Here is a 24,129-nt window from a genome sequence, read left to right as displayed (position 1 = left end):
GTGGGACGGACGACCGGTGCCGACGAGGGCTCCGGGCGGGGATTGGGGACGGCCCGGGCGGGGGAGACGCAAGCGGAGAGCTCCCGGGGGACGGCAGGGCAGGGCGGAGCGGTCCCGGACGGGGCCGCCGGGGAGACGAAGGTGCGGGAGGGGGCGTGACGGTGCGCAGACCCGGGGGGGAACGGTGGGACGGCCAGGCCGTCCGACGACGGACCGGGGGCCGGCGGTGGGGCCGGCGCGACCGGTCGGACCGCGGCGCGATCGCCGTCTTCGTGGCGATCTGCGCGGCCTTCCTGGTGCTGATCATCGCCCTCGTCGTGGACGCCGGCGGCCGGTTGCGCGTCGCCGAGCGCACCGACGGCTACGCCCAGGAGGCCGCCCGGGTGGGCGGCCAGCAGCTCGACGAGGCCGCCGTGCTCCGGGGCGAGGGTTACAAGGTCAAGCAGGACTACGTCAAGGACGCCGCCAACAGCTACCTGGCGCTGTACCACCTCGCCGTGTACGAGGTGGCGTTCTCGGACGACGGTTCGTCCGTCACCGTCACGGTGCAGGCCGACTACAAGCCGGCGCTGCTGGGCGAACTCGGCAAACAGAAGGTCACGGGCAAGGGCAGTGCCACCCTCGTCCACGGAGTCGAGAAAGCGGAGACCGACTGATGGTCGCGCCACGTGCCAAGGACCAAGCCCGCGCCGGACGACCGGCCCGGGGCGTGCCCGCCCCGGCGGGAGCCCGCCGCCGGCCGGCCCCGCTGCCACCGCGCCGGGGCCGGGGCGGCGCACTGCTCGCCGCGCTCGCCGCGCTGGTCACCCTGCTCGTCCTGCTGGTCGGCGTCCCCGCGCTGCTGCTGTACGGCACCGGGGCGGTCGCGGCGATGGGCGAGGTGGCGCCGGACGGCGTCGGGCAGCTGCTGACCAGCCCCGACGACGGGCGGCTCTTCCTCTGGCTGCTGGTCGTGGTCGGCTGGCTGGGCTGGTTCTGTTTCGCGCTCTCGGTGCTGCTGGAGATCCCGGCCCAGCTGCGCGGGCGGATCGCCCGGCGGATCCCGGCGTTCGGCTGGAGCCAGCGGGTCGCGGCCGGCCTGGTCGGTTCGGTGATCGCGCTGCTGCCGGTGGCCGGTTCGGCCTTCGCCGCCGTCCCGGAGCGGGCCCCGGCCGTCGCCCAGGCCCAGTCGGCGGTCGGCGCGGAGCGCGCCGCGCTGCCCGCGGCCCAGGCCGCGCCGTCGCTCGCGCCCGCCGCCGACCAGCAGCCCACCTACACCGTCCGGGACAGCCGGCCGGCCGACAGCCTCTGGTCCATCGCCGAGCGCCAACTGGGCTCGGGGGAACGCTGGGTGGAGATCGCCAAGCTCAACGCCGGCCGGCCGATGGGGGATTCGGGTCTGACCTTCGACGCCGAGCGCCCCATCCACCCCGGTTGGGAGCTGCTGATGCCGGGCGATGCCAAGGCCGACGAGGCCAAGGCGCCCACCCCCGCGCCGGCGCCCGCGCCCGGTGCGCCGACCGCACCGCAGGCGGGGGGCGCCGGGAGCGGGCGCGGCACCGTGACGGTGGCCGCCGGGGAGAGCCTGTCGGTCATCGCCCAGCGGGAGTTGGGGGATGCCGAGGCCTGGCCGAAGCTCTTCGAGGCTAACAAGGACGCGCAGGCGCCGGACGGGGAGCGGTTGACCGATCCGGACGTGGTGGTGCCCGGGATGGTGCTGACGCTGCCGGGGGCTCCGGCACCCGCTCCGGCTCCGGCACCCGCTCCGGCACCGGAGCCCGCGCCCGCCCCGGCTCCGGCGCCCGCCGACCAGGCTCCCGCGCCGGCCCCGCAGACGCCCCCCGCGCAGACCCCGGCGCCTGCCTCGGCCCCCGCCTCCGCGCCCGCCGACACCCCGGCTCCGGCTCCGGCCGCGCACGCCGAACAGGCCGGCGACGACTACACCGTCGCCCTGACCGCCTCCACGGTCGGCGTGCTGCTCGCCGCCATGATGGTCGGCACCGTCGCCCACAAGCGCGGCACCCAGCTGCGCGCCCGCCGCCCGCGCCACCGCATCGCGTTGCCGGCCGCCCCCGCCGCCGCCTTCGAGGCCGAGCTGAAGGTCCGCCAGGACGATCGCGGCCTCGACCTGCTCGACCGGGCCCTGCGCACCATGGCCCGCAACACCGTGCGCGGCGGCAAGCGGCTGCCCGCCATCGTCGCGGCCCGGATCACCCCCGGTCACACGGTCGAACTGCACCTCTCCGGCCCGGCCACCCCGATCGCCCCGTTCCGCGCCGCCCACGCCGCCAACGTCTGGTGGTGCGCGGCCGATTCCGGGGAACTCCTCTCGCCCTCCCAGGCCCGCAAGACCGCCGCGCCCTACCCGGCGCTGGTCACCCTCGGCGGTGCGCCGGACGGATCGGTGGTCCTCGCCGACCTGGAGACCGTCCGACTGCTCCACCTCTCCGGCCACCCGGACGACGCCCGGGACGTGCTGCGCACCCTGGCCGTCGAGCTGGCCCACAGCCCGCTGGCCGACCGGCTGCACCTGCATCTGGTCGACCTCGCCGAGGAGTTGCCGATCACCGGGCCCGCCGCCGAGCGGATCCACCGGCACCCCACCCTGGAGGCGGCGCTCACCGCCCTCGGCCCGCGCACCGCGAAGGCCCGTGCCACGCTGGTCACCGCCGAGGCCGCCAGCCCCCGGGACGCCCGCAGCCGGGGCCTGGCCGACGAGTCGTGGGTCCCGGAGATCGTGCTCTGCGCCCAGCAGCCCGGCGGCGACGTCCCCGCCGAGCTCGGCCGCCTGCTCGACGCCCGGCCCCGGACCTGCGTCGCCGTGGTCACCCGCGCGCCCGAGCGCGGCACCGGCCCGGTCGCCCGCTGGACGCTGCCGGCCACCGGCCAGGCGACCATCCCCGGGCTGCACGTCACCGTCGAGCTCCAGCGCCTGACCGACGGGCAGTACGCGCAGGTCTCCGAGCTGCTCCGGGCCGCCGACGACACCACCCAGCACCCCGCTCCCGCCTGGACCCTCGACGGCCCCGGCACCGACCTCGAACCGGCCGAACTCCCGGCCCCCGTGCCGGTACTGGTGGCGGTCGGCGCCTCGGCGGCCTCCTCCGGTGGCGGGTTCGACGGCGGCGACCTCGGTGGCGGCTTCGACCGGGCTCTCGGCCTCGACCTCGGCCTCGACGCCGGTCGCGGCGACAGCGGTGGCGCCGGGGAGGACGGTGCCGCGGCCGGTCCGCGGCTGCTCGCCCGGGTGATCGGCACCGGGGTCAGCCCGTTCGCCGGCACCGACCCGGCCGCGCCGGCCGCCCCCGGGGCCGCCGGTGGACCGGGGTCCCGCTTCCTCGTCAACGGCCTCGGCCGGCAGGCGAGCACCCCGGCGCCCTCGCCGGCCGGGCCCGCCGCCGTGCCGCCCGTCCTCGTGCCGTCCGCCGCCGTGCCGCCCGTCCTCGTGCCGTCCGCCGCCGTGCCGCCCGTCGGGCCGTCCGCCGCCGACGGTGATGTCGCGGAGGACCGGGACGCCGACGAGACCACCCAGAACCTCCGGCGGCCGGCCGCGGCCGAGGCGGTCGTCCCGGTCCGCCCGTTGCCCCCGGCCGCCCCCGGGCCGGAGCCGGTGGTGGCGCCCGCGTCGGTACCGGAGCCGGTACCGACGCACGACCCGGCGCCGGCGCCCTCCGGTGCCGACCCGAGGGTCCCGGGCCGCCCCGAGCCCGCCCCGGAACCGTCGTTCGAGCCGACACCCGGCCCGGCCGCCACCGCCCCGGTGGCGCGGACCACCCCGGTGCGCAGTGACGCCGACGACCTGCTGGCCATCCTCCGCTCCCCGGAGGCGCACGCCGTCCGCACCGCGCCCCGGATCCGGTTGCTCGGCCCGGTCGACGTGGCCGGCGCCGCCGGCACGGTCGAGCCCGCGGCCCTGACCCGGCTCACCGAACTCGCCGCCTACCTGGCGCTGCGCTCCGGTGCCGACCACGCCGCGCTCGACCACGATCTCCACCCCGGCGCGGCCCACCTGGACACCCACCCCACCGTCGCCGATGCCAAGAGCCCGCTGCCGGCCAAGCTCGCCGATCTGGCGGCCTGGTTCGGCAGCTCGGCGGAAGGCCGGGCCTTCCTGCCCACCGACAGCACCGACGGGTACGCCTTCGCCCCGACCGTCACCTGCGACTGGGACGAGTTCCGCGGCCTCTACCGGCGCGGGATGCGCAGCACCAGCGCCACGGCGGACGCGGCGCTCGCGCACGCCCTGGCCCTGGTCCGGGGGGCACCGTTCGCCGAGGCCCCGCCGGCCGCGTACGGCTGGGCCGAGGCGGAGCGCCAGGACATGATCGCGGCGATCGTCGACACCGCCCATGAACTGGCCGCCCGCCGCCTCCAGTACGGCGACCACCGCAGCGCCGAGGCCGCCGTCTTCCGCGGCCTCGCCGTCGCCCCGGACGTCGAACTCCTGCACCGCGACCTCTTCTACGCCTACGCCTCCGCCGGCGCCCGCGACCAGCTCCTGCGCGCCGTCAACCGGCTGGACGCGCTGAGCCGCCGCACCGGCCGGGACCTCGACGCCGACACGGTGGCCCTGCTGCGGGACCTGCTCTCGGGGGCCTGAGCGGACGGGGGCCCCGTCCTGACCTGTCGTCCCGGCAGGTCAGGACGGCTCGGGCGCGCGCCGGGAGGGGCCCGTCGGCGCCCTCGCCGGGCGCGGGTCTCTGGGACGTCGCGGGTCTCGGGGAGTTCTTGGGCGCTCTCGGGAGTCGGGGAAGGGACCGGACGCCTCGTCACCGGGGCAGCCGGGCTGCGCGATCGGGCCGGGCTGCCGTGCGGAACGGGCAGCCCGGGTGGCCGCCGGCCCGGCCGGCGGAACCCGCCGGAGCGCGACGCGGCCCCGCGCCGGTGGCCGGTCGCCGACCGGGCCGCCCACCAGGGCCGTTCGGGCCACGGCGTACGCGGGGGGCGTGCGAGGCGGACGGTCACGGAGGCGGGTGAGCGGCGGCGACCGGGCACGCTGCCGAGGGGGAGCGGTGATCGCCCACCCGGCCTGGCTCGGGCGTGCCGGGATCTCGTAGGGTGGCGCAGACGGACGTGACGTGGTGGCAGACGCCACGGGGCAAGGGCAGCAGACGCCGCTCAGCGGCGGGGCGGGGCGGTGACCAGAGATGGCGGAGTCGACAGCTCTCCCAGGAGGCCCGGGTTCCGTCGCGGACCCGGGCCCGCGGGACGCCGGACCGCCGCGGCCGCCGCGCAACCCCTACGAGGAGCACCCACCCGGCCCCGCGGCCCTGTACGAGCCGCCGGCCGTCGTCCCGCTCCCGGCCCCCGCCACGGCGCCGGTCCCCGTCCAGGTCCCCGTCCAGGTCCCCGGCCCGGCGCCGGCCGCGCCGATGGCGCCGCCCACCGGATGGACCGTCACCGGGATGTCCGTCGTGACCCCGCCGCCCTCCGCGACCCCGCCGCCCTCCGCCACCCCGCCGTCCTTCACCGTCCCGGGTGGCACCCCCGCGCACGGCACCACCCCCGCCCACGGCTTCACCGCCGCTCCGGGTGGCCTCGGGGCCGCACCGCGCGGGCGGATCCTGGTGGTCGAAGGCGGCTACGGCACCTCCGGCCGCCGCACCTGGGGGCGCGGCGGCCCCACCCAGGCGCCCGTCCTGTCCGCGATGCTCGCCGCCGTCTCGCCCCAGGTCCTCCTCGCGGCCGACGCGGTGGACGCCGTCCACCTCCCCGGCGCCAGCGACCCGCACACCGTGCTGGCCCACCTGCGCGCCGCCGCCCGGCACCCCGGGCCGTTGCTCGTCCACCTCGGCGGCCACCTGCTCGCCGACAAGCGCGGCGGCCAACTCCACCTCACCCTGCGGGACTCGAAGCCCGGGAGCATCCGGCAGGACGGCATCGCCTGGCAGTCCGTCGCGGCCGAGCTGCGCCACCGGCCGGCCGACTGGCAGACGCTGGTCATCGCCGATCTGAGCGCCGATCAGAACGCCTGGCCCTACCTCCAGGGCACGGTCTCGCCACTCGCCGACGGTCTGCCGCTCTGGGCCGTGGTCAGTCCGGACCCGGAGCAGATCGGCACCTTCACCCGCGCGTTGATCGAGGCCCTGCACGGCGGCCGCCCGGGTGCCGACGCCGTCCTCGCCCCCGAACAGCTGCGCCAGCAGGTGTACTCGGTGCTGCGCCCGGACGTCGTCATCCTCGCCACCCATGCGCCGAACCGGCCGTTCTTCCGCAACACCGCCCGCCGTACGGACGGTTCGCTGCCGGACGCCGTGCCGTACGAGGGCCCGCGACCCGCCGCGTTGCTGCCCCGCCCGCCGGCCCCGCGGGACGCCGGTCCGCGCGATGCCGCCCCGCGGGACGCGGCGCCGTCCGCCCGGCCTGCCGTGACCCTCGACAAGGCCGCCGCGCCCGCCTTCCCGGCGCCCGGCCCGGCACCGGCCGCCGCCGCACCGCGACCCGTCCCGGTACCGTCGGCGGCGCCGTGCGAGGGCCCGGTGAACCTGCTGAAGCCCGGCGTGGCGCCCACGCCCCCGTCGCCGGCCCGGCCGGTGGACCTGTTGAAGGCCTACGCCTGGCGCCCGTCGGCGGCGGGCGTGACCCTCGCCAAGGACCTCCCGGCGGACGCGGTGCCGGCGGACGCGGTGCCCACCGGCCTCCCGGTCGAGGTGGCACCGGCGGACCGCGCCCCCGACCCGGTGCCGGCCGTCACCGAGCCCGTCGCGGTGGCCGACCCGGTTCCCGACGTGACCCCGGTCGACGACGCCGCCCCGGCCCGCGATGCCGACGCCGGCCCGGCCCCCGATCCCGAGGCCGACCCCGCGGAGAGCGCCGCGACGCCCACCGACGCGACGCCCGAGCCCGCGACCCCCGAGACCGCGACGGCCGCCCCCGAAGCACCCCAGCCCCGCGACGACTACCGCGAGGTGATCGGCCGGATCGTCCGCAGCGCCGACGCCGGGGACCACGCCGCCGCCACCGACCTCGCCTTCGCCCTCGAACTGGAGGCGATCGCCGAGCACGGCGCCGTCTCCGCGCCCGTGCTCCAGGTGCGCCAGGTCCGCGCCCATGTCTGCCGCCTGGCCGGCAAGTCGGTCGAGGCGGCGGACATCTACCGCGAGGTGGCCCTGTCCCTGCTGCGTTCCCTGGGCCCGGACCACCCGGACACCCAGCAGGCGGCCACCAACGCGGAGGCCTGCTGGCGGGCGGTCACCGACCGGGCGGAGGCGATCCGGATCGCCCCCGAGATCATCGAGCTGCGCGCCCACCTCCCGGGCCGCGACGGCCGCAAGCTGCGCGCCGCCGAACGCCACCTCGCCCAGCTCGCCGCCGCCGGTACCGACACCCCCTGACCGCCGGTACCGACGCCCCCTGACCCGCGGTCCGGCCCCGGCCCCGGCAGGGCGCGCGGCCACCCCTCCCGCCCGACGCACCGGAGCGGCCACCCCTCCCGCCCGACGCACCGGAGCGGGCGGCCCGATCGGCCGCCCGCTCCGGTGCGTGGGGGTGTCTTCCTACCGCCCCGCGAGGGCGTGGACGAACCTGGCGCCGTCGATGGTGCCGAGGCCGCTGGCCAGGTCGTAGCCCTTGGCGGCCTGGTAACCCGTCACGGTGTCCCAGGAGTTGTCGCCCGCGGTCACGTCGACCAGGCCGCTCCACTGCTGCGGGAGCAGGGCCAGGCCGTAGAGGCGCCAGTTGAGCTGGCCGAGGCGGTGGCCGGCGAGCTGGTCGGCGAGGGCGACGACGCCGGAGAAGATCGGGGTCGCCTCGCTGGTGCCGCCGGTGAGGTGCCAGCCGACCGAGGTCGGGTCGTAGGACTCGTACGTCCAGGCGGCACCGTCGACCGCCGCGCTCATGCTGAGGTCGGGCGTGCCGCGGTGGTTGCCGGTGACACCGGCGACGCCGGCCTGGTACCAGGGGCGGTCGAAGACGGCGGAGGTCCCGCCGCCGCCCGCGCCGCGGCTGTCGTGCCACACCCGGTCGGGGGTGGTCCGCCGGCCCGCGTCGTCCAGGGTCAGCTGGGTGCCGCCGACGGAGGTGACCAGCGGGTCGGCGGAGGGCCAGGAGTTGACCTTGTGCGGGTAGAGGTCCTCGCCGTTGGCCTGGTAGTCGGTGGCACCGGTGTCGCCGGAGGCGGCGAGGACGGTGACGTCGTGCGCGGCGGCCTCCTGGAAGGCGTAGCGCAGGCCGGTGAGGGAGGAGTAGTCGCCCTTGTCGAAGCCGGGGAAGGTGTTCTCGGTGGCGCCGAAGCTCTGCGAGATGACGTCGGCGCGGCCGGACTTGACGAGGGCCTTCTCGGCGTCCATCATCTCGGGCAGCCCGGTCGTCCCCTCGGTCTCGGCGACGCCGGTCTCCACCAGGATGATGTGGGCGTCGGGGGCGACGGCGTGGGCGTACTCGACGTCCAGGGTGCTCTCCCCGGCCCAGCCGGTGTGGTCGGGGTTGGTCGGGTCGAAGACCGGGACGTTGCCCCACTTGACCACCTCGACCTGGGTGTCCGGGATGCCCCACTGCTTGTCGAAGACCTCCAGGTCGTGCTGGATGGTCGGTGAGCCGAAGGAGTCGACGATGACGATCGTGCGGCCCTTGCCGGTGATGCCCTCCCGGTACAGCGGGTCGAGGTTGTAGGCGGTCCGGTACTGCAGCGGGGAGTAGCAGTGGATGCCGATCTCGCTGACGCACTGTGAGGTGGGCAGGGGCGCGGTCCGCCCGACGGCGCTGATGTGCCCGGCCGAGGCGGGGCGGACGTGGACGCCCGCGAGGCCGGTGGCGGCGGCCGGCTGGACGGCCGGGGCGGCGAAGGTGCCGGTCGTGAGGGCGGTGGCCCCGACGGCGAGCAGGGCCAGGGCGCGGCGGATGGTGGCGGGGCTGCCCATGGGACTCCTTGGGACGCAGGGCCCGACCTGGTCGGTCGGGGTGGTCCGGCCATCCCATCGAGCGCAGCATGATCATGCCATAGTCATTTCGTACCCACCGGCATGGTCGCGCCTGGCCACCGGAAAGGGTAAAGGCCGTCCCAGGTGAAGGTAACCCACCACCGGGGACGGCCTTCTGACGCAACGTCAGGCCGGGTCAGCGCGCCCCACCATTGACGTACAGCGTCTGCCCGCTGACGTAGGAGGCGTCCTCGCTGGCCAGGAAGGCGACCACCGAGGCGATCTCCTCGGGCTGCCCGACCCGCCGCAGCGGCGTCCGGGCGGAGACCTCCGCCTGGTGCTCCTCGGCCGTCGCGCCGACCCGCTCGGCGGTGGAGGCGGTCATCGCGGTGGCGATGTAGCCGGGGGCGACGGCGTTGACGTTGATGTTGAACGGGCCCAGTTCGATGGCCAGCGTGGCGGTCAGGCCCTGGATGCCCGCCTTGGCGGCCGCGTAGTTGGCCTGGCCCCGGTTGCCGAGCGCCGAGCGCGAGCTGAGCGAGACGATCTTGCCGTACTTCTGCGCCACCATGTAGGTCTGCGCGACATGGCTGCAGTTGTAGGCGCTGGTCAGATTGACCGTCAGCACCGCGTCCCAGTCGGGCCTGGTCATCTTGAAGAACAGGTTGTCCCGGGTGATCCCGGCGTTGTTCACCAGGATGTGCACCCCGCCGAGGTCGCGCGCGACCTCGGCGAAGACCGCCTCCACCGCGTCGTAGTCGGCCACGTCGCAGCCGTACGCCCGCGCGGTGCCGCCCTCGGCGGTGATCTCCTCGACCGTCCCGGCGGCCCGCTCGGCGGTCAGGTCGACCACCGCCACGGCGGCCCCCTCCCGGGCGAGCAGTCGTGCGGTGGCCGCGCCGATGCCCTGGGCCGCGCCGGTGACGACGGCGACCTTGCCTGCGAATCGAGTCACGGCAACTCCTTCGATGTCGATGGGTCGATGGGGGTGGAACGGGTGGAACGGGTGGTCGAACCGGTCGGCGTTCAGGCCGATTCGACCAGGACGGCGCTGCCCTGGCCGACGCCCACGCACATGGTGGCCAGGCCGCGCCGGGTGCCGTCGCGGCGCATCCGGTGCAGCAGGGTGGTGAGGATGCGCGCGCCGGAGCCGCCCAGTGGGTGACCGAGCGCGATCGCCCCGCCGGTCGGGTTGACCAGCTCGGGGTCGAGGCCCAGCCGGTCGACGCTGGCCAGCACCTGCGCGGCGAAGGCCTCGTTGAGCTCGGCCTCCTCCAGGTCGGAGACCGACCAGCCGACCCGGCCGAGCGCCTTGCGGGTGGCGGGCACCGGGCCGATGCCCATCACGTCCGGGTGCACCCCGGCCGAGGCGCCGGCCACGTACCGGCCTAGCGGCCGCAGGCCCAGCTCGCCCAGGGCCTCCTCGCTGACCAGCACCAGTCCGGCCGCGCCGTCGTTCATCGGCGAGGCGTTGCCCGCCGTCACGGTGCCGCCCGGGCGGAAGGCCGGCTTCAGCCCGGCGAGCTTCTCCGGGCCGGTGTCCTCCCGGATGCTCTCGTCCTGGTGGACGGTCACCCCGTCCGGCCGCTCGACCGGGACGATCTCGGCGTCGAAGTGGCCGTTCTTGCGGGCGGCGGCGGCCAGCCGGTGGCTGCGGAGCGCGAAGGCGTCCTGGCGTTCCCGGGTGATGCCGTAGCGGGCGGCGACCTCCTCGGCGGTCTCGCCCATCGAGAGGACGCCGTGCAGCTCGGCCATCCGCGGGTTGGTGAGCCGCCAGCCGAGCCGGGTGTCGAAGGTCTCGATGCGGTGCGGCAGCGCCTCGTCGGGCCGGGGGAGGACGAAGGGGGCGCGGGTCATCGACTCGCAGCCGCCGGCCAGCACCACGTCGGCCTCGCCCGAGCCGATCGCCCGGGCGGCCTGGGTGACGGCCTCCAGGCCGGAGGCGCAGAGCCGGTTGACGGTGGCGCCGGGGACGCTGTCGGGCAGGCCGGCGAGCAGCACGGCCATCCGGGCGGCGTTGCGGTTGTCCTCACCGGCCTGGTTGGCGGCGCCCCAGTAGACGTCGTCGATCCGGGCCGGGTCGAGGGCGGGGAGGTCGGCGAGCAGGGCGCGCAGCACGGTGGCCGAGAGGTCGTCCGGGCGGACCGCGGCGAGCGCTCCGCGCAGCCGGCCGATGGGTGTGCGGCGGGCTGCGGCGAAGTAGACAGGACGCACGTCGTCGGGCTCCTTATCCAGTGGGGGCGGGTGCTCTGACGGATGTCAGAAGGCGTTGACGCCGGTGAGCGAACGCCCGATGAGCAGCTTGTGGATCTGGCTGGTGCCCTCGTAGAGGGTCATCACCCGCGCGTCGCGCAGGTACTTGCCGACCGGGTACTCGTCGATGAACCCGTAGCCGCCGAACACCTGGAGCGCGTTGTTGGCGGCCCGGACGGCGGCCTCGCTCGCGTAGAGCTTGGCGACGGAGGACTCGGTGGCGAACGGCAGGCCGCGGTCGATGTGGTCGGCGACCTTCCAGGTGAGCAGCCGGGCGGCCTCGACGTCCACGGCGATGTCGGTGAGCAACTCCTGGACCAGCTGGTGCGAGGCGATCGGCCGGCCGAACTGCTCGCGCTCGCCGGCGTAGTGGACGGCGGCCTCCAGGCAGGCCCGGGCGATGCCGACGCACCCGGCCGCGACCGACATCCGGCCCTTGGCCAGTGCCGCCATCGCCACCGTGAAGCCCTTGCCGAGCTCGCCGAGCCGGGCCCCGTCGGGCACGCGGACGGCGTCGAAGGCGAGTTCGGCGGTGGCCTGGCCGCGCAGACCGAGCTTGCCGTGGATCTCGGTACGGGTGAAGCCGGGCAGGTCGGTGGGGACGAGGAAGGCGGTGATGCCCTGGTGGCCCGGCCCGCCGGTACGGGCGAAGACGAGCGCGACGTCGGCCCACGTCCCGTTGGTGATGAACATCTTGGCGCCGCTGATCAGCCAGTGGTCGCCGTCCCGGACCGCCCGGGTGGTGAGGTTCGCGGCGTCCGAGCCGGTGCCGGGTTCGGTGAGGGCGAAGCAGGCGAGCGACTCGCCGGAGGTGAGCCGGGGCAGCCACTGCCGCTTCTGCTCCTCGCTGCCGTAGCCGTTGACGGACTTGGCGACCAGGCCGAGCGAGACCGACACGATGCCGCGCACGGCGGAGTCGCCCCGGCCGAGCTCCTCCAGGGCCAGGCAGTACGCGAGGTGGTCGCCACCGCTGCCGCCGTACTCCTCGGGGACGGTGAGACCGAGGAGGCCGATCCGGCCGAGCTTGCCGATCACCGCCCGGTCGACGGACTCGGCCCGGTCCCAGGCGGCCGCGTGCGGGACGATCTCGCGGTCGGTGAAGGCGGCCGCGAGGTCCCGGAGGGCGGCCTGTTCCTCGGACAGCTCCAGATTCATGGCGACACCTCGTCGGGCTGGGGCCGGGGCGGGGGAGGCCCGGGCCGGTGGGGTCCGGACCGATGGGGTCCGGGCCGATGGGGTCCGGACCGATGGGGTCCGGACCGATAAACTAGCGCTGCAAGTTTTACCGGGACTGTAACCCCGACCGGGCCGCGCTGGGAAGGGGCGCCTGCCACAATCGGTCCTCACCCCACTCGACCGGAGGAACCCCGAGGATGGCCCGCCCGCGCACCCCCCTGCTCAGCCGCGAGCTCATCGTCGCCACCGCGCTGCGGCTCATCGACGCCGAGGGCCTGGACGCGCTCTCCACCCGCCGCCTCGCCACCGAGCTGTCGGTCAGCGGGCCGTCGCTCTACAACCACGTCGCGACCAAGGACGAGCTGCTGGACGCGGTGGTGGACAGCGTGATGGGTGAGGTCGACCTGTCGATGTTCACCGCCGGGGCGCCCTGGCCGGGGGCGCTGCGCGACTGGGCCCGCTCCTACCGCGCCGCCCTGGCCGCGCACCCCAACATCGTCCCGGTGCTCGCCCAGGGGCCCGGCCGCCGCCCGAACGCGCTGCGGCTGGCCGACGCCGTCTTCGGCTGCCTGGTCGCGGCCGGCTGGCCGCGCGGGCAGGCCACCCGGATCGGCGCGCTGATGCGGTACTTCGTCACCGGTTCGGCGCTGGCCTCGTTCGCGGCGGGCTTCCCCGAGGACGCCGGGCTGTACGACGCCGCCGACTACCCGCACCTCGGCGAGGCCCACCGGCTGGCCGAGCACCGCGGCGCGATCGACGAGGGCGCCTTCGAGACCGGACTCGAAGCGCTGCTCGACGGGTTGCGGCTCCGGTACGAGCGGACGGTCGGTGAGGCCGGGCCACGGCCTCACCAGGGCTCGCGCACCACGAAGGCGGGACGCGACGACGGGTCCACCGGGTCGTAGTACCGGTGGTAGACGGGGGTCAGCCCGCCGGAGACCGGGGGCACGATCCAGCTCCAGTCGGCGGGGGTGGGCCGCCCGAGCCGCTCCTCCTGGGCGACGTGCTTCAGGAAGCGCTCCGACTCGGTGTGGTGGTCGGCGATCGTCACGCCGGCCTCCTGGAACGAGTGCAGCACCGCCACGTTGAGCTCCACCAGCGCGCGGTCGCGCCAGAGCGTGCGGTCGCTGGAGGTGTCCAGGCCGAGCCGCTCGGCGACGGTCGCCAGCATGTCGTACCGGTCGGCGTCGGCGAGGTTGCGGGCGCCGATCTCGGTGCCCATGTACCAGCCGTTGAACGGCGCGGTGGGGTAGCGGACACCGCCGATCTCCAGCGTCATGTCACTGATCGCGGGCACCGTGTACCAGCGCAGGCCCAGCTCGCCGAACCAGGCGTGGTCGGGGTGGGTGAGCCGGACCTCCAGGGTGGTGTCCTGCGGCAGTTCGTACCACTCGGGGCGGGCCCCGGGCCGCTCCTGCACCAGCAGCGGCAGGACCTCGAACCGCTCCTCGCCGCCCTTCCAGCCGAGGTCCCGGGCGCGGGCGGTCAGGGCCGCGCCGGCCGGGTCGCCGACGAAGCCGGCTCCGGTGCGGTGGCCGGCGTAGCGGACCAGCTGCTGGTTGAGGACGCGGGCGGCCGGGCGGCCGGGCCGGTCGGGGGCGAACACCGAGATCACCGGGCGGATCCGTCCGCCGTTGGTGGCCACTCGCAGGTGCTCGAAGCACTCGGTGGCGATGTCGTCGGCCGAGGCCAGGTGCCGCAGGTCGCGCACCACCAGGCTGCGCCAGTACAGCCGGCCGATGCAGCGGGCCGCGTTGCGCCAGGCGAGCTTGGCGCCGTAGGCGAGTTCGGCGGGGGTGTGCCGGTAGGTGCCGGTGCGGTCGATCTCGTCCAGGACGGCCAGCACCCGCCCGACCGGGTCACCGGCGCCGGGCTGCTCGTGGTGGAACTGCCGGACGAAGTCGGCGGCCGCGTCGGGGTCGGTGAAGGGCTCGGTGCCGCCGTCGGTGTCCGGCTCGGCCTCGCCGCCGGTGCCGGGTCCGGAGCTGAGTCCGGTGCCGGTGCCGCTGCCGAAGCCGGGTCCGAGGTCGGCGGACCGTGCGGCGCCGGTGGGGCGCTCCGTCGCGGTGAGCGGCGCCGCGCCGGTCCGGCGGCCGGGACCGGCCTGGTGCCCCGGCTCGGCGTGCGGCAGGTCGACGAGGTGCCTGACGCCGGTGCCGTGCACGGTGGCGGGCCGCGGTTGCGGCTCGCGCGGCGGCTCGGCGGCCGGATCCGGCTCAGCGGTCGGGTGCGGGTGGGCGAACGGGCAGCCGCCGCCCGGCGCCGGTACCGCGGCCGGCGCCGGTACCGGCGCGGGGCGACGGAAGTTGCGGGTGCTGCGGGCGCGAAGCCGGTTGAAGATCAAGGACACATCCCTCCTGCCGAACAGGAGTACCGGAGGTGTGCGCTCCTGCGCAGAGAGTGAACGATTCGGCCCTCGCGCCCCGGCGGATGCCGCTAGGGTGCGAGGGCCGAAGGTCCGACTGTCGGATCAGCCCATGTCCTCCAGCCGGACGCCCTTGGTCTCCTTCATGAACTTCGCCACGAAGACCATCGACAGCGCCGCGAAGGCCGCGTAGACCAGGTAGGTCGCCGAGAGGTTCCAGCGCGCGAGCGAGGGGAACGACACGGTGATCGCCCAGTTGGCGATCCACTGCGCCGAGGCGGCGACCGAGAGCGCGGCGGCCCGGATCCGGTTGGGGAACATCTCGCCGAGCATCACCCAGACCACCACGCCCCAGGACATCGCGAAGAACAGCACGAAGGCGTTGGCGGAGATCAGCGCGACGGTGCCCTGGAGGTCCGGCAGGGAGACGCCGTCGCCGCTGCCGGTGGCCGAGGCGAACGCCCAGCCGCAGGCGGCCAGCGAGACGGCCATGCCGGCCGAGCCGATCAGGGCGAGCGGCTTGCGGCCGATCCGGTCCACCAGCAGGATCGCGACCACGGTGCCGAGGATGTTGATGACCGAGCCGATGAAGCTGATCAGCAGCGAGTTGCTCTGGTCGATGCCGACGGACTGCCACAGGATCGACGAGTAGTAGAAGATCACGTTGATGCCGACCAGCTGCTGGAAGACCGAGAGGCCGATGCCGACCCAGACGATCGGCAGCAGGCCGAACCGGCCGCCGAGCAGGTCGCCGAAGCGCGGCCGGTGGTCGGAGGCGATCAGGCCCCGGATCTCGGCGATCCTGGCGTCGGTGTCGGCGCCGCGGCCCTCGATCTCGGCGAGCACCTCGCGGGCCTCGTCCAGGCGGCCGGCCGAGATCAGGTAGCGCGGGGACTCGGGGATCATCGAGGAGAGCACGAAGTAGACGGCGGCCGGGACGACGCAGATGCCGAGCATCCACTGCCAGGCCTCCAGACCGAGCAGCCGGCCGCGGGTGTCGCCCCCGGCGGCGTCCGCCAGCACCCAGTTGACCAGCTGCGAGATCGCGATGCCGAGTACGATCGCGGCCTGCTGGAAGGAGGCCAGCCGGCCCCGGTAACGGGTCGGCGCGACCTCGGCGATGTAGGTCGGGGCGATCACCGACGCGATGCCGATGGCCGCACCGCCGAGGACCCGCCAGCAGGCGAGGTCCCAGGCGGCGAACGGCAGCATCGAGCCGACCGCGCTCACCGCGAAGAGCAGCGCGCCCGCCTTCATCACCTTGATCCGGCCGTACCGGTCGGCGAACCGCCCGGCCAGCGCCGCGCCGACCGCCGAGCCGAGCAGCGCGGACGAGACGATCAGGCCGGTGACGCCGTCGCCGACGCCGAACCTCTCCTGGATGCCGGAGACGGCACCGTTGATCACGGAGCTGTCGTAGCCGAACAGGAAGCCGCCGAGGGCCGCGGCGGCGGTGATGAAGACGACGAAGCCGAGGCGGTCGGAGGATCGGTCCTCCGCCGCCACGGGCTCCGAGGGCTGCTGGGTGACGCTCACGATCTTGACTCCTGATACTCAACGCTGAGCTTGGTAGCCGAGATCGTAACCCGTCAATGTTCAAGTGTTGTACGTGGGATACCCGACAAGTCCCCTTGCCTATTAGTAAAGTGAACTGTCAAACCTGGTGCTCCATCGGCGACGCCAGCGAGAGCCCGAACCGGCCCTCCTGGTCCGTCCACCAGTGGCTCAGCCGCAGGCCCGCCGCTGCCAGCTCCTCGGTCACGCGCTCCCGGCGGAACTTGGCCGACACCTCGGTGCGCAGCTCCTCGCCCTTCTCGAAGTGGACCGGCAGGTCCAGCGCGGGGATCTTCACGGTCTGCTCCTGCAGCGAGCGCAGGCGCATCTCGATCCACTCCCGCTCCGGGTCCCAGAGCGCCACGTGCTCGAACGCGGCCGGGTCGAAGTCGGCGGACAGCTCCCGGTTCAGCACGTTCAGCACGTTCCGGTTGAACTCCGCCGTCACCCCGGCGGCGTCGTCGTAGGCGGCCACCAGCACCCCCGGGTCCTTGACCAGGTCGGTGCCGAGCAGCAGGAAGTCGCCGGGGTCGAGCGCGGCGCGCAGCCCGCGCAGGAAGACCGCGCGCTCGGCGGGGAGCAGGTTGCCGAGGGTGCCGCCGAGGAAGGCGACCAGGCGCGGGCCGCCCTCCGGCGGCAGGCCGAGCCGGGCGGTGAAGTCGGCCAGTACGGCGTGCACGCTCAGGCCCGGGTACTCCAGGGCGAGCGCCTCGCCCGCGCCGGCCAGGGCGCTCTCGCTGACGTCCACCGGGACGTAGCTGTCCAGCGTGCCGAGGTCGCGCAGCGCGTCCAGCAGCAGCCTGGTCTTCTCCGAGGAGCCGGAGCCCAGTTCGACCAGGGTGCGGGCCCGGGTGGCGGCGGCGATCTCGCCGGCCCGGGCGTCCAGGATGGCCCGCTCGGCGCGGGTCGGGTAGTACTCCGGGAGCCTGGTGATCTCCTCGAACAGCTCGCTGCCCCGGGCGTCGTAGAACCACTTCGGCGGCAGCCACTTGGGGTCGGCGGTCAGACCCTGCCGCACATCGTGGTGCAGGGCGGTGCCGAAGTGGTCGGCGGGCAGCAGTCGGGTGAGATCGAAGGTGCTCATGACAGATGGATCCTCTGTTCAAAAAGTGAAGGTGAGAGGAGGGGACGGTTCAGAGCGGGCGGACGACGACACCGTCCGGACCGGCCAGCAGCAGCGAGCGGTCCGGGACGACGGTCCAGTCCGGGTGGTCGTCGTAGGGTTCGGAGGCCACCAGTACGCCCGTCCCCGGCAGGGTCCGGTGGTGCAGGGTGTCGCCCCAGGCGGTGGCGGCGATCGCGCGGCCGTCGGTGAGCAGCAGATTCAGCCGGCCGGTGGTGTGCGCGGCCACGTCCGCGACGGTGCCGGCCAGGGCCTCGCCGAGGCCGGCACCGGTGCGCAGCCGACGCAGGGCCAGCCCCCAGAGCAGCGCCGAGTCGGTCCGGACCGGCAGCTCCAGCAGCTCGGCCGGCGTCAGCCGCCCGGCCAGCGCGTCCAGTTTGTCCGGCCAGCCGGCCACCGCGCCGTTGTGGCTGAACAGCCAGGGCCCGGCGGCGAACGGCGCGGCCGCCTCCTCGCCCGCCGCGCAGCCCTCGGTGGCCGAGCGGACGGCCGCCAGCAGCGACCGGGTGCGGATCACCCGGGCGAGGTCGGCGAACGAGGCGTCCGCCCAGATGGGGCCGGCCCGCCGGTAGCGGGCCGGTGCCGTGTCGCCGTCCGCGTACCAGCCGAGGCCGAAGCCGTCGGCGTTGACCGTGCCGTACTGCTGCGCCCGGGGGGCCCAGGACTGCCGGTGGAGCCCGAACGGCGGCTCCACCAGCAGCTCCCGGGGCGTCACCGGCTCACCGAGGTAGGCGAGATGGCGGCACATCAGTGGGCCGCCACGTCGGCCGCGGTGCGGAACCCGGCGAAGATCTGGCGCCGGACCGGGTAGTCCCAGTTGCGGAAGGTGCCCCGGCAGGCAACCGGTGCGACGGCGAAGCAGCCGCCGCGCAGCACCTTGTACTCGGGCCCGAAGAAGACCTCCGAGTACTCCTTGTACGGCCAGGCCCGGAAACCGGGGTAGGGGTGCAGGTCGCTCGCCGTCCACTCCCAGACGTCACCCATCAACTGCCGTACGCCGTAGGGCGACTGGCCGGCCGGGTAGCTGCCGGCCGGGGCCGGGCGCAGGTGGCGCTGGCCGAGGTTGGCGTGCTCCGGCGCGGGCGGCCCGTCGCCCCAGGGGTAGCGGCGGGAGCGCTCGGTGGCCGGGTCGTGCCGGGCGGCCTTCTCCCACTCCGCCTCGGTCGGCAGCCGTCGCCCGGCCCACCGGGCGTAGGCGTCCGCCTCGTACCAGCTGACGTGCACCACCGGCTCGTCGTCCGGCACCGGCTCCACCGTGCCGAACCGGCGGCGGAGCCACTGGCCGCCCTCGCGGTGCCAGAACAGCGGGGCGGTCAGCCCGGCCCGCTGCCGGTGCTCCCAGCCCTCGGCGGTCCACCAGCGCGGATCGTCGTACCCGCCGTCGGTGATGAACCGCAGGTAGGCGCCGTTGGTGACCGGGGTGGTGTCGAGCCGGAAGGCCGGCAGGTCGACCCGGTGCGCCGGGCGCTCGTTGTCCAGGGCCCACGGCTCGGTGTCCGTCCCCATGGTGAACGGGCCGGCGGGGACGAGCACGTCGGCGGGGAGCGTCGCCGCGTCGGCCGGCGCCGGGGGCGGCGGGGGAGCGGTCAGCGCGGGTCCGCCGCGGCGCAGTTGGTGGGTGACCAGCATGGTCTCGTCGTGCTGCTGCTCGTGCTGGGCGATCATGCCGAAGGCGAAGCCGGCGTCCAGCAGCGGCGCGCCCTCCAGCGGGCTGGCCTCCAGCAGGTCGAGGACCCGGCCGCGGACCTCGTGCGCGTAGGCGCGGGCCTCGGCGGGCGGCAGCAGCGGCAGGCTGGGGCGCTCGGCGCGCGGGTGCTCGAAGGCGTCGTAGAGCGGGTCGATCTCCGGGCGCATCGGCTCCCGGCCGCCGATGTTGCGCAGCAGCCAGAGCTCCTCCTGGTTGCCGATGTGGGCGAGGTCCCAGACCAGCGGGGACATCAGCGGGGAGTGCTGGGCGGTGAGGTCGTGGTCCTCGACGCAGTCGGTCAGCGCGGCGGTGCGGGCGCGGGCGGCCAGCAGCTCGGTGGCGATCGCCTCGCGCAGGGCGGCGGGCGGCAGGCCGGTCGGTGCGGCGAGGGCGGCCGACGTGAGCGAGACCGGGGCGGTGCCGGGCGGGGCGGCGGCCGGCGGCCGGGCCCCCGGGCCGGTCGCCCCGGCAGCGCGGGAGCCGGTCGGGCGGGCGTCGTCGATCATGGTGCGGCCTCCTCCGGGGGAGTGCGTCGGGTGCCGGAACGCAGGGCGTCCAGCTGGTCGTCGGCCGGGCAGCGGCCGCGCGCGGGGTAGCGCTCGGCGAACTCGGCGACGGCGGTGCGCAGCCGCTCGGCGCCGGGCAGACGGCCCAGCGCGGCGTCGGCGGCGGCGAAGCAGGCCAGGGTGGCGCGGCGCAGCGCGGGGTCGGCCACCGCCAGGGTGGCGGCCCGGCGCCAGGCGTCGCTGCGCGGCGGGCGCGGGCCGTCGGCGCGTTCCAGCGGCTCCAGCGCGGCCAGCGCGGTGTCGGCGGCCGTCGGGTCGTCCAGCAGTGCCGTCACCAGGGCGGTGGGGACGATCCAGCCGTCGCCGGGCTGGGCGTCGATCATCCGCAGCTCCAGGTGGCCGCGCGGGCGGACCGGCGGGAACAGCGTGGTGCGGTGGTAGTCCAGGTCGGCCAGCGTCGGCGGGCGCTCGCCGGCGCCGCGCAGCCAGTCGGTGAAGGTCAGCCCGGCCGGCGCCGTCCACGGCAGGCCGTCGGGGCGGCGGACGCAGAGCACCTCGGCGTCCAGCACGTACCTGGTCCAGGCCTCGCGCGGATCGCCGTGGTCCGGGGCGGGCGCGAGGGTGCGGGTGGGGTCCATCCGGGACCAGACGATCTGCCGGGTGGACCGGTGGCCGGTCGGTTTCCCGTCCAGCAGCGGGGAGTTGGCGAAGGCGGCGACCAGGACCGGCCCGAGCCGGTGGGCCAGCCGCCAGCGCCGGTCCAGCGCGTGCGGGCCGTCGGCGGCCCCCGCGTCCAGGCAGACCTGCACGGAGGCGGTACCGGTCATCATGATCCGGCCCCAGGGCCCGGCCGAGTCGAAGAACCGTTCCATCGCCAGATAGCGCGGGTGGTCCAGCACCATCTCGCGGGGACGGGCCAGGGGGTCGGTGCCGGTTCCGGTGAGCCGCAGGCCCTGCTCCGCGAAGGCGGCCCGCAGGGCGGCGAGATCGCGCCGGGTGTCGTCGACGCAGGCGGTGAGGCCGTCGGCGGGCGGGGAGCTGAGCTCGACCTGTCCACCGGGTTCGAGGGTGAGGCGGGCGCCGGAGGGGAGGCACGTGCCGTCGGGGCCGCCCAGCGGCAGCGAGTCCAGTGCGGCGTGCAGCCGCTCCGGTAGGACGGGGCGGGTCGGACATCGGTCGTCGTGGACGAACCACTCGACCTCGACACCGACCAGTCGGGGCGGTCCGATCTTGAAGCAGACGCCCGACATGTGGCGGCGGGCCGTGGATTCGGTCAGCGGGGTCGCCCCGCCGGGCGGCGGATCCGCGCCCTGCCGGGCGGTGGGACTGGTCGGGCTGGTCGGGCGAACGGGTATCACCGGACTCACCATCCTCGGGATCACGATTGCGGCCCGGTCTACCCTGCCCAGTCTGCTACGGACCATGCCGGGGCGCTCCGCAAACATCTCGTGAAGAGATGTCCGTGCAGGTCAGAGGTGGTGCAATAGGGTGATGCCGGGCCGTTCAGAGCCTTTCCAGCCGGTGCAGGGCCTGGTCCAGCACCGGGGTCGGCACCGCGTAGTTCAGTCGCAGCGAACCCTCGCCGCCGGGGCCGAACTCGGCGCCGTCGGAGGCCTCCAGACCGCACCGCTCCAGTAGCGCCGCGCGGGCGCTGCCGGGCGGCAGGCCGAGCGCGGCGGCGTCCAGCCAGAGCAGGTAGGACGCCTCGGGGGCGGAGCGGACGGCCGTGCCGAGCAGCCCGGTCAGCCGGTCCCGGGCGGTGCTCAGGTGGCGCAGCAGCGCGTCCAGCCACGGGCCGCCGTGCCGCAGCGCCGCGCCCTGCGCCACCTGCTCCAGCAGCCCGCCCTCCCACAGGCCGTAGCCGGCCATCGCCCCGGTGATCCGCTCCCGCAGCGCCGCGTCCGGCACCAGCGCGAAGCAGCTCGGGATGCCGGAGGAGTTGAAGGTCTTGCCGACCGAGTTGAGCGTGACGGTCCGGTCCCGGTACGGGCCCGCCACCGCGACGGCCACCGGGTGGCGGCGGCCCGGGTGGGTGAGGTCGCCGTGCACCTCGTCCGAGACCAGCACCCCGCCGGAGCGCGCGGCGGCCCCGGCCAGCGCCCGGACCTCCGCCGCCGTCCAGACCCGGCCGGACGGGTTGTGCGGGCTGCTGAGCAGCACCGCCCCGGCCGGGCCGGCCGCGAAGGCGTCCAGCGGCAGCCGGTAGCCGGTCTCGTCGCGGGCCAGCGGCAGTTCCCGGTACGGCAGTCCGGCGCTCCGGCAGAGCTGGGCGAAGCCGCCCCACTCCGGCGTCGGGAACAGCACCGGCCCGGCCGGACGCACCGCCTCCAGCAGTATCCGGACGGCCGTGCGCGGCCCGAAGGGCAGCAGCAGTACCCAGGCCGGGTCGATCTCCACCGCGTGCCGCTCCCGGTACCAGTGGGCCACCAGGGACCGTCCGGCCGGATCGCACACCGTGTACCCGTAGGCCGGGTGCTCCGCCCGCCGGCGCAGCGCCGCCGCGACGGCCGGCGGTCCGGGCAGGTCCATGTCCGCCAGCCCCATCGCGATCACGCCGGCCGCTTCGCCGCCGGCCCGGGCCCACTTGCCGCTCCCGGTGCCGGACCGGTCGAAGGACTGGTCGAAGGCCCGCTCGACGAGCCGGTCGACGGGCGGGCCGGGCGGCCGGTCGCCGCGGTGGTCGTCCGACGGGGTCGTCATGGCGGGCCTCCCGGGGGCGGTGGGGTCGGTCCCGGGCCACGCTAACCGCCCGGCCCCGGTCGGTCACCAGGGCGCGGCGGGTCCGGCCGGGCGCCCCCAGGTGGCGGCGCCGCCCGCGTCCCGAGGAGCGGTCGGCACGGGCGTGGACACCGGGCGGGGCCGTACGCTGCGGGACGGCCGCGACCGGGGACGCACGGGGACCTCGGGACGCACCGGGACACGGGGAAGGGCGGGACTCATGGGACTGCGCGAACGGACGGCGGCGGCGGCACCGGCCACGGCGGCCGGGGGCGGGCCGGACGACGAGGTCACGCTGTTCGTGGCCCGGCGGGTCGAGCCCGGCTACGAGGAGGCCTTCGAGCACTGGGCGAAGGGGATCCTCGCGGCGGCCGCCGGGCACGAGGGCAACCTCGGGACCGGACTGCTGCGCCCGGCCGGGCCGGCGGACCCCTGGCACCTGCTGCTGCACTTCCGCGACGGCGCGGCGTTCCGCTCCTGGCAGGCCTCGCCGGCCCGGGCGGCCTGCTTCGCCGCCGCGGACGGGCACCACCACGAGGTGCACCGGCACGAGATCCTCGGCATGGAGGGCTGGTTCGCCACCACCCGGTCGGCGGCGAAGGGCCGCCCACCGGTGCGCTGGAAGATGGCGGTGGCCTCCACGGTGGCGATCGCCCCGCTCACCATCACCGCCAACCTGCTGCTCACCCCGCACCTGGCGGGCCTGCCGGTGGCGGTCCGGGCGCTGGTCACCGCGCCGCTGATCAGCGCGCTGATGACGTACGCGGCCCTCCCGGTGGTGACCCGCCTGCTGCGCGGCTGGCTGTTCGGCCGGGCGGACCGGCCCGCGCGGACCGGTTAGAAGGTCTCCCAGTCGTTGTCGTCCGGCGTGTTGAGCGTGTTGACGCGCTCGCCCTCGGCGGTGTCGAAGCTGTCGGTGGCGATCTTGAACGAGCTGCCGTCGGGGCGGATGCCGTACAGCACGACCTGCTCGTGCTGCTGGCCCTTCAGGGACTGGCTGATGCACGATCCCGGGTTGGCGGTCGCCGTCCGCAGGTTGTCGCGCTTGGGGAAGATCGCGTAGGACCGGTAGGTGCCGCGCGAGCACAGCATGAACGCCGGGGCGAGCGTCGGCGAGGTCGTGACGGTGGCCCCGGCCCGCGGCACCGCGCCCTGGGCGGCGGCGGTGCCGCCGGTGAGGGTGGCGAGGCAGGCGCTGAGGGCCAGGCCACCGGCGAGGGCGAGACCTGCGGTCTGGGCGGTGCGCTTCGTCGCGGGCATGAGGGCTCCCGAGGGTCGAGGGGGCGCCGGGTGCGCCCTGCCCCGTTCAACGGGCGGTCCGATCGTGCCGGTTCAGCCGGGGCCCGGCCGCGGGGCGGCCGGACGCGCGGCCAGATGGGCGACCAGGCCCCGGCGGCCGCGGCGCATCATCACGGCGTGGTTGGCCCGGAAGACCGGGTGCAGGACGGGGGCCAGGCGTCGGAGCAGGGCCCGGCCGGGGCGGGCGTCCTCCTCGAACCGGACGCGGGTGCCGGCGCCGTCCGCCTCGATCGTCCAGCGGGACCACCCGACCAGGTCGCCCCGCATCGCGACCTCCAGCACGCCGGCCGCCGGGTCGCGCCGCACCGCGGTGAGCGCGATCACCAGCCGGTACGGCAGCAGCGCCCGCACCACCGCCTCGCCGGTGTCCGGGCCGAACCGCCGCACCGCGCGGATCTCGGGCCACCAGAGCGGGTAGCCGGGCAGGTCCTCCAGCGCCGTGTACACCGCGGCCGGCGGCGCGGCCAGCCGCCACACGCCGCGGAACCGGTAGTGGTTGGGGTCCACGGCCGCACTCTAGAACGCTGATGAAGATGTTGGGTTCTGGCCCCACCGCGTGAGCGGTGGGGCCAGACTCGTTTCTGTGGCGATGGGGGAATGGGCCGGGGATA

At 75.7% G+C, this 24,129-nt stretch carries 18 protein-coding genes; 5 read left to right on the top strand and 13 right to left on the bottom strand.

Annotated features, from left to right (window positions below; translation table 11 throughout):
• The first annotated feature begins 155 nt into the window (after positions 1 to 155).
• The 3 genes from ACFXHB_RS01290 to ACFXHB_RS01280 all read left to right on the top strand — a co-directional run bounded on the left by ACFXHB_RS01290 (position 156) and on the right by ACFXHB_RS01280 (position 7,313).
• Complete coding sequence (locus ACFXHB_RS01290; RefSeq protein WP_380571219.1) at positions 156 to 656, top strand: hypothetical protein; 501 nt, start codon at positions 156 to 158, stop codon at positions 654 to 656.
• The gene (locus ACFXHB_RS01285) at positions 656 to 4,579 is read left to right on the top strand and encodes a BTAD domain-containing putative transcriptional regulator (protein ID WP_380571218.1); all 3,924 of its coding nucleotides are present in this window, start codon (positions 656 to 658) and stop codon (positions 4,577 to 4,579) included. The genes ACFXHB_RS01290 and ACFXHB_RS01285 overlap by 1 nt, the downstream gene beginning before the upstream one ends.
• 805 nt (positions 4,580 to 5,384) lie before the next feature.
• A complete protein-coding gene (locus ACFXHB_RS01280; protein WP_380571217.1) occupies positions 5,385 to 7,313 on the top strand; it encodes a hypothetical protein in 1,929 nt (642 codons plus the stop codon).
• A gap of 162 nt (positions 7,314 to 7,475) precedes the next feature.
• Here ACFXHB_RS01280 and ACFXHB_RS01275 read toward each other — a convergent pair whose 3' ends face one another.
• The 4 genes from ACFXHB_RS01275 to ACFXHB_RS01260 all read right to left on the bottom strand — a co-directional run bounded on the left by ACFXHB_RS01275 (position 7,476) and on the right by ACFXHB_RS01260 (position 12,245).
• Positions 7,476 to 8,837 carry a S8 family serine peptidase gene (locus ACFXHB_RS01275; RefSeq protein ID WP_380571216.1) on the bottom strand — a complete coding sequence of 454 codons (1,362 nt, stop codon included), beginning with the start codon at positions 8,835 to 8,837 and terminating at the stop codon, positions 7,476 to 7,478.
• 196 nt (positions 8,838 to 9,033) lie between these two features.
• On the bottom strand, positions 9,034 to 9,792 hold the full coding sequence (fabG, locus tag ACFXHB_RS01270; RefSeq protein ID WP_380571215.1) for a 3-oxoacyl-ACP reductase FabG: 759 nt from the start codon (positions 9,790 to 9,792) through the stop codon (positions 9,034 to 9,036).
• Between the two features lie 71 nt (positions 9,793 to 9,863).
• Positions 9,864 to 11,051 (bottom strand): thiolase family protein, encoded by a 1,188-nt coding sequence (locus ACFXHB_RS01265; protein ID WP_380571214.1) that lies wholly within the window; start codon positions 11,049 to 11,051, stop codon positions 9,864 to 9,866.
• A 45-nt stretch (positions 11,052 to 11,096) separates the two neighbouring features.
• Positions 11,097 to 12,245: an acyl-CoA dehydrogenase family protein gene (locus ACFXHB_RS01260; RefSeq protein WP_380571213.1), complete on the bottom strand. Its 1,149-nt coding sequence runs from the start codon at positions 12,243 to 12,245 to the stop codon at positions 11,097 to 11,099.
• A 218-nt stretch (positions 12,246 to 12,463) separates the two neighbouring features.
• Here ACFXHB_RS01260 and ACFXHB_RS01255 point away from each other — a divergent pair, with 218 nt between their 5' ends.
• Positions 12,464 to 13,171, top strand: a complete 708-nt coding sequence (locus ACFXHB_RS01255) for a TetR/AcrR family transcriptional regulator C-terminal domain-containing protein (protein ID WP_380571211.1) — start codon at positions 12,464 to 12,466, stop codon at positions 13,169 to 13,171.
• On the opposite strand, the gene ACFXHB_RS01250 is transcribed toward ACFXHB_RS01255, so the two are convergent.
• The 7 genes from ACFXHB_RS01250 to ACFXHB_RS01220 form a co-directional block, all read right to left on the bottom strand.
• A complete protein-coding gene (locus ACFXHB_RS01250; RefSeq protein WP_380571210.1) occupies positions 13,114 to 14,616 on the bottom strand; it encodes a nitric oxide synthase oxygenase in 1,503 nt (500 codons plus the stop codon). The genes ACFXHB_RS01255 and ACFXHB_RS01250 overlap by 58 nt on opposite strands.
• Before the next feature lie 120 nt (positions 14,617 to 14,736).
• A complete protein-coding gene (locus tag ACFXHB_RS01245) occupies positions 14,737 to 16,170 on the bottom strand; it encodes a sugar porter family MFS transporter (protein ID WP_380571433.1) in 1,434 nt (477 codons plus the stop codon).
• Positions 16,171 to 16,285: 115 nt separating this feature from the next.
• On the bottom strand, positions 16,286 to 17,269 hold the full coding sequence (gene egtD / locus ACFXHB_RS01240; protein WP_380571208.1) for an L-histidine N(alpha)-methyltransferase: 984 nt from the start codon (positions 17,267 to 17,269) through the stop codon (positions 16,286 to 16,288).
• 49 nt (positions 17,270 to 17,318) lie between these two features.
• Positions 17,319 to 18,056, bottom strand: a complete 738-nt coding sequence (egtC, locus tag ACFXHB_RS01235) for an ergothioneine biosynthesis protein EgtC (protein WP_380571206.1) — start codon at positions 18,054 to 18,056, stop codon at positions 17,319 to 17,321.
• Positions 18,056 to 19,501: an ergothioneine biosynthesis protein EgtB gene (egtB, locus tag ACFXHB_RS01230; RefSeq protein ID WP_380571204.1), complete on the bottom strand. Its 1,446-nt coding sequence runs from the start codon at positions 19,499 to 19,501 to the stop codon at positions 18,056 to 18,058. The genes egtC and egtB overlap by 1 nt, the downstream gene beginning before the upstream one ends.
• The gene (egtA, locus tag ACFXHB_RS01225) at positions 19,498 to 20,859 is read right to left on the bottom strand and encodes an ergothioneine biosynthesis glutamate--cysteine ligase EgtA (protein ID WP_380571202.1); all 1,362 of its coding nucleotides are present in this window, start codon (positions 20,857 to 20,859) and stop codon (positions 19,498 to 19,500) included. The genes egtB and egtA overlap by 4 nt, the downstream gene beginning before the upstream one ends.
• 145 nt (positions 20,860 to 21,004) lie before the next feature.
• Complete coding sequence (locus tag ACFXHB_RS01220; RefSeq protein ID WP_380571200.1) at positions 21,005 to 22,201, bottom strand: MalY/PatB family protein; 1,197 nt, start codon at positions 22,199 to 22,201, stop codon at positions 21,005 to 21,007.
• Between the two features lie 238 nt (positions 22,202 to 22,439).
• Between ACFXHB_RS01220 and ACFXHB_RS01215 the strand changes: the two genes are divergently transcribed.
• The gene (locus ACFXHB_RS01215) at positions 22,440 to 23,060 is read left to right on the top strand and encodes an antibiotic biosynthesis monooxygenase (RefSeq protein WP_380571198.1); all 621 of its coding nucleotides are present in this window, start codon (positions 22,440 to 22,442) and stop codon (positions 23,058 to 23,060) included.
• On the opposite strand, the gene ACFXHB_RS01210 is transcribed toward ACFXHB_RS01215, so the two are convergent.
• Positions 23,057 to 23,479, bottom strand: a complete 423-nt coding sequence (locus ACFXHB_RS01210; protein WP_380571197.1) for a hypothetical protein — start codon at positions 23,477 to 23,479, stop codon at positions 23,057 to 23,059. The genes ACFXHB_RS01215 and ACFXHB_RS01210 overlap by 4 nt on opposite strands.
• Before the next feature lie 72 nt (positions 23,480 to 23,551).
• A complete protein-coding gene (locus ACFXHB_RS01205) occupies positions 23,552 to 24,025 on the bottom strand; it encodes an SRPBCC family protein (RefSeq protein ID WP_380571196.1) in 474 nt (157 codons plus the stop codon).
• Positions 24,026 to 24,129 lie beyond the last annotated feature (104 nt).

Source organism: Kitasatospora sp. NPDC059327 (genome assembly GCF_042752535.1).
Lineage (GTDB): Bacteria > Actinomycetota > Actinomycetes > Streptomycetales > Streptomycetaceae > Kitasatospora.
This window is presented reverse-complemented; position numbering and strand designations above follow the sequence as displayed.

Excerpts from the sequence above, each read along its gene's own strand:
- ACFXHB_RS01285 (WP_380571218.1), top strand. The coding sequence starts at position 656 with ATGGTCGCGCCACGTGCCAAGGACCAAGCCCGCGCCGGACGACCGGCC.
- ACFXHB_RS01280 (WP_380571217.1), top strand. The coding sequence starts at position 5,385 with ATGTCCGTCGTGACCCCGCCGCCCTCCGCGACCCCGCCGCCCTCCGCC.
- ACFXHB_RS01275 (WP_380571216.1), bottom strand. The coding sequence starts at position 8,837 with ATGGGCAGCCCCGCCACCATCCGCCGCGCCCTGGCCCTGCTCGCCGTC.
- ACFXHB_RS01260 (WP_380571213.1), bottom strand. The coding sequence starts at position 12,245 with ATGAATCTGGAGCTGTCCGAGGAACAGGCCGCCCTCCGGGACCTCGCG.
- ACFXHB_RS01255 (WP_380571211.1), top strand. The coding sequence starts at position 12,464 with ATGGCCCGCCCGCGCACCCCCCTGCTCAGCCGCGAGCTCATCGTCGCC.
- egtD (WP_380571208.1), bottom strand. The coding sequence starts at position 17,269 with ATGAGCACCTTCGATCTCACCCGACTGCTGCCCGCCGACCACTTCGGC.
- egtC (WP_380571206.1), bottom strand. The coding sequence starts at position 18,056 with ATGTGCCGCCATCTCGCCTACCTCGGTGAGCCGGTGACGCCCCGGGAG.
- egtB (WP_380571204.1), bottom strand. The coding sequence starts at position 19,501 with ATGATCGACGACGCCCGCCCGACCGGCTCCCGCGCTGCCGGGGCGACC.
- ACFXHB_RS01220 (WP_380571200.1), bottom strand. The coding sequence starts at position 22,201 with ATGACGACCCCGTCGGACGACCACCGCGGCGACCGGCCGCCCGGCCCG.
- ACFXHB_RS01215 (WP_380571198.1), top strand. The coding sequence starts at position 22,440 with ATGGGACTGCGCGAACGGACGGCGGCGGCGGCACCGGCCACGGCGGCC.
- ACFXHB_RS01210 (WP_380571197.1), bottom strand. The coding sequence starts at position 23,479 with ATGCCCGCGACGAAGCGCACCGCCCAGACCGCAGGTCTCGCCCTCGCC.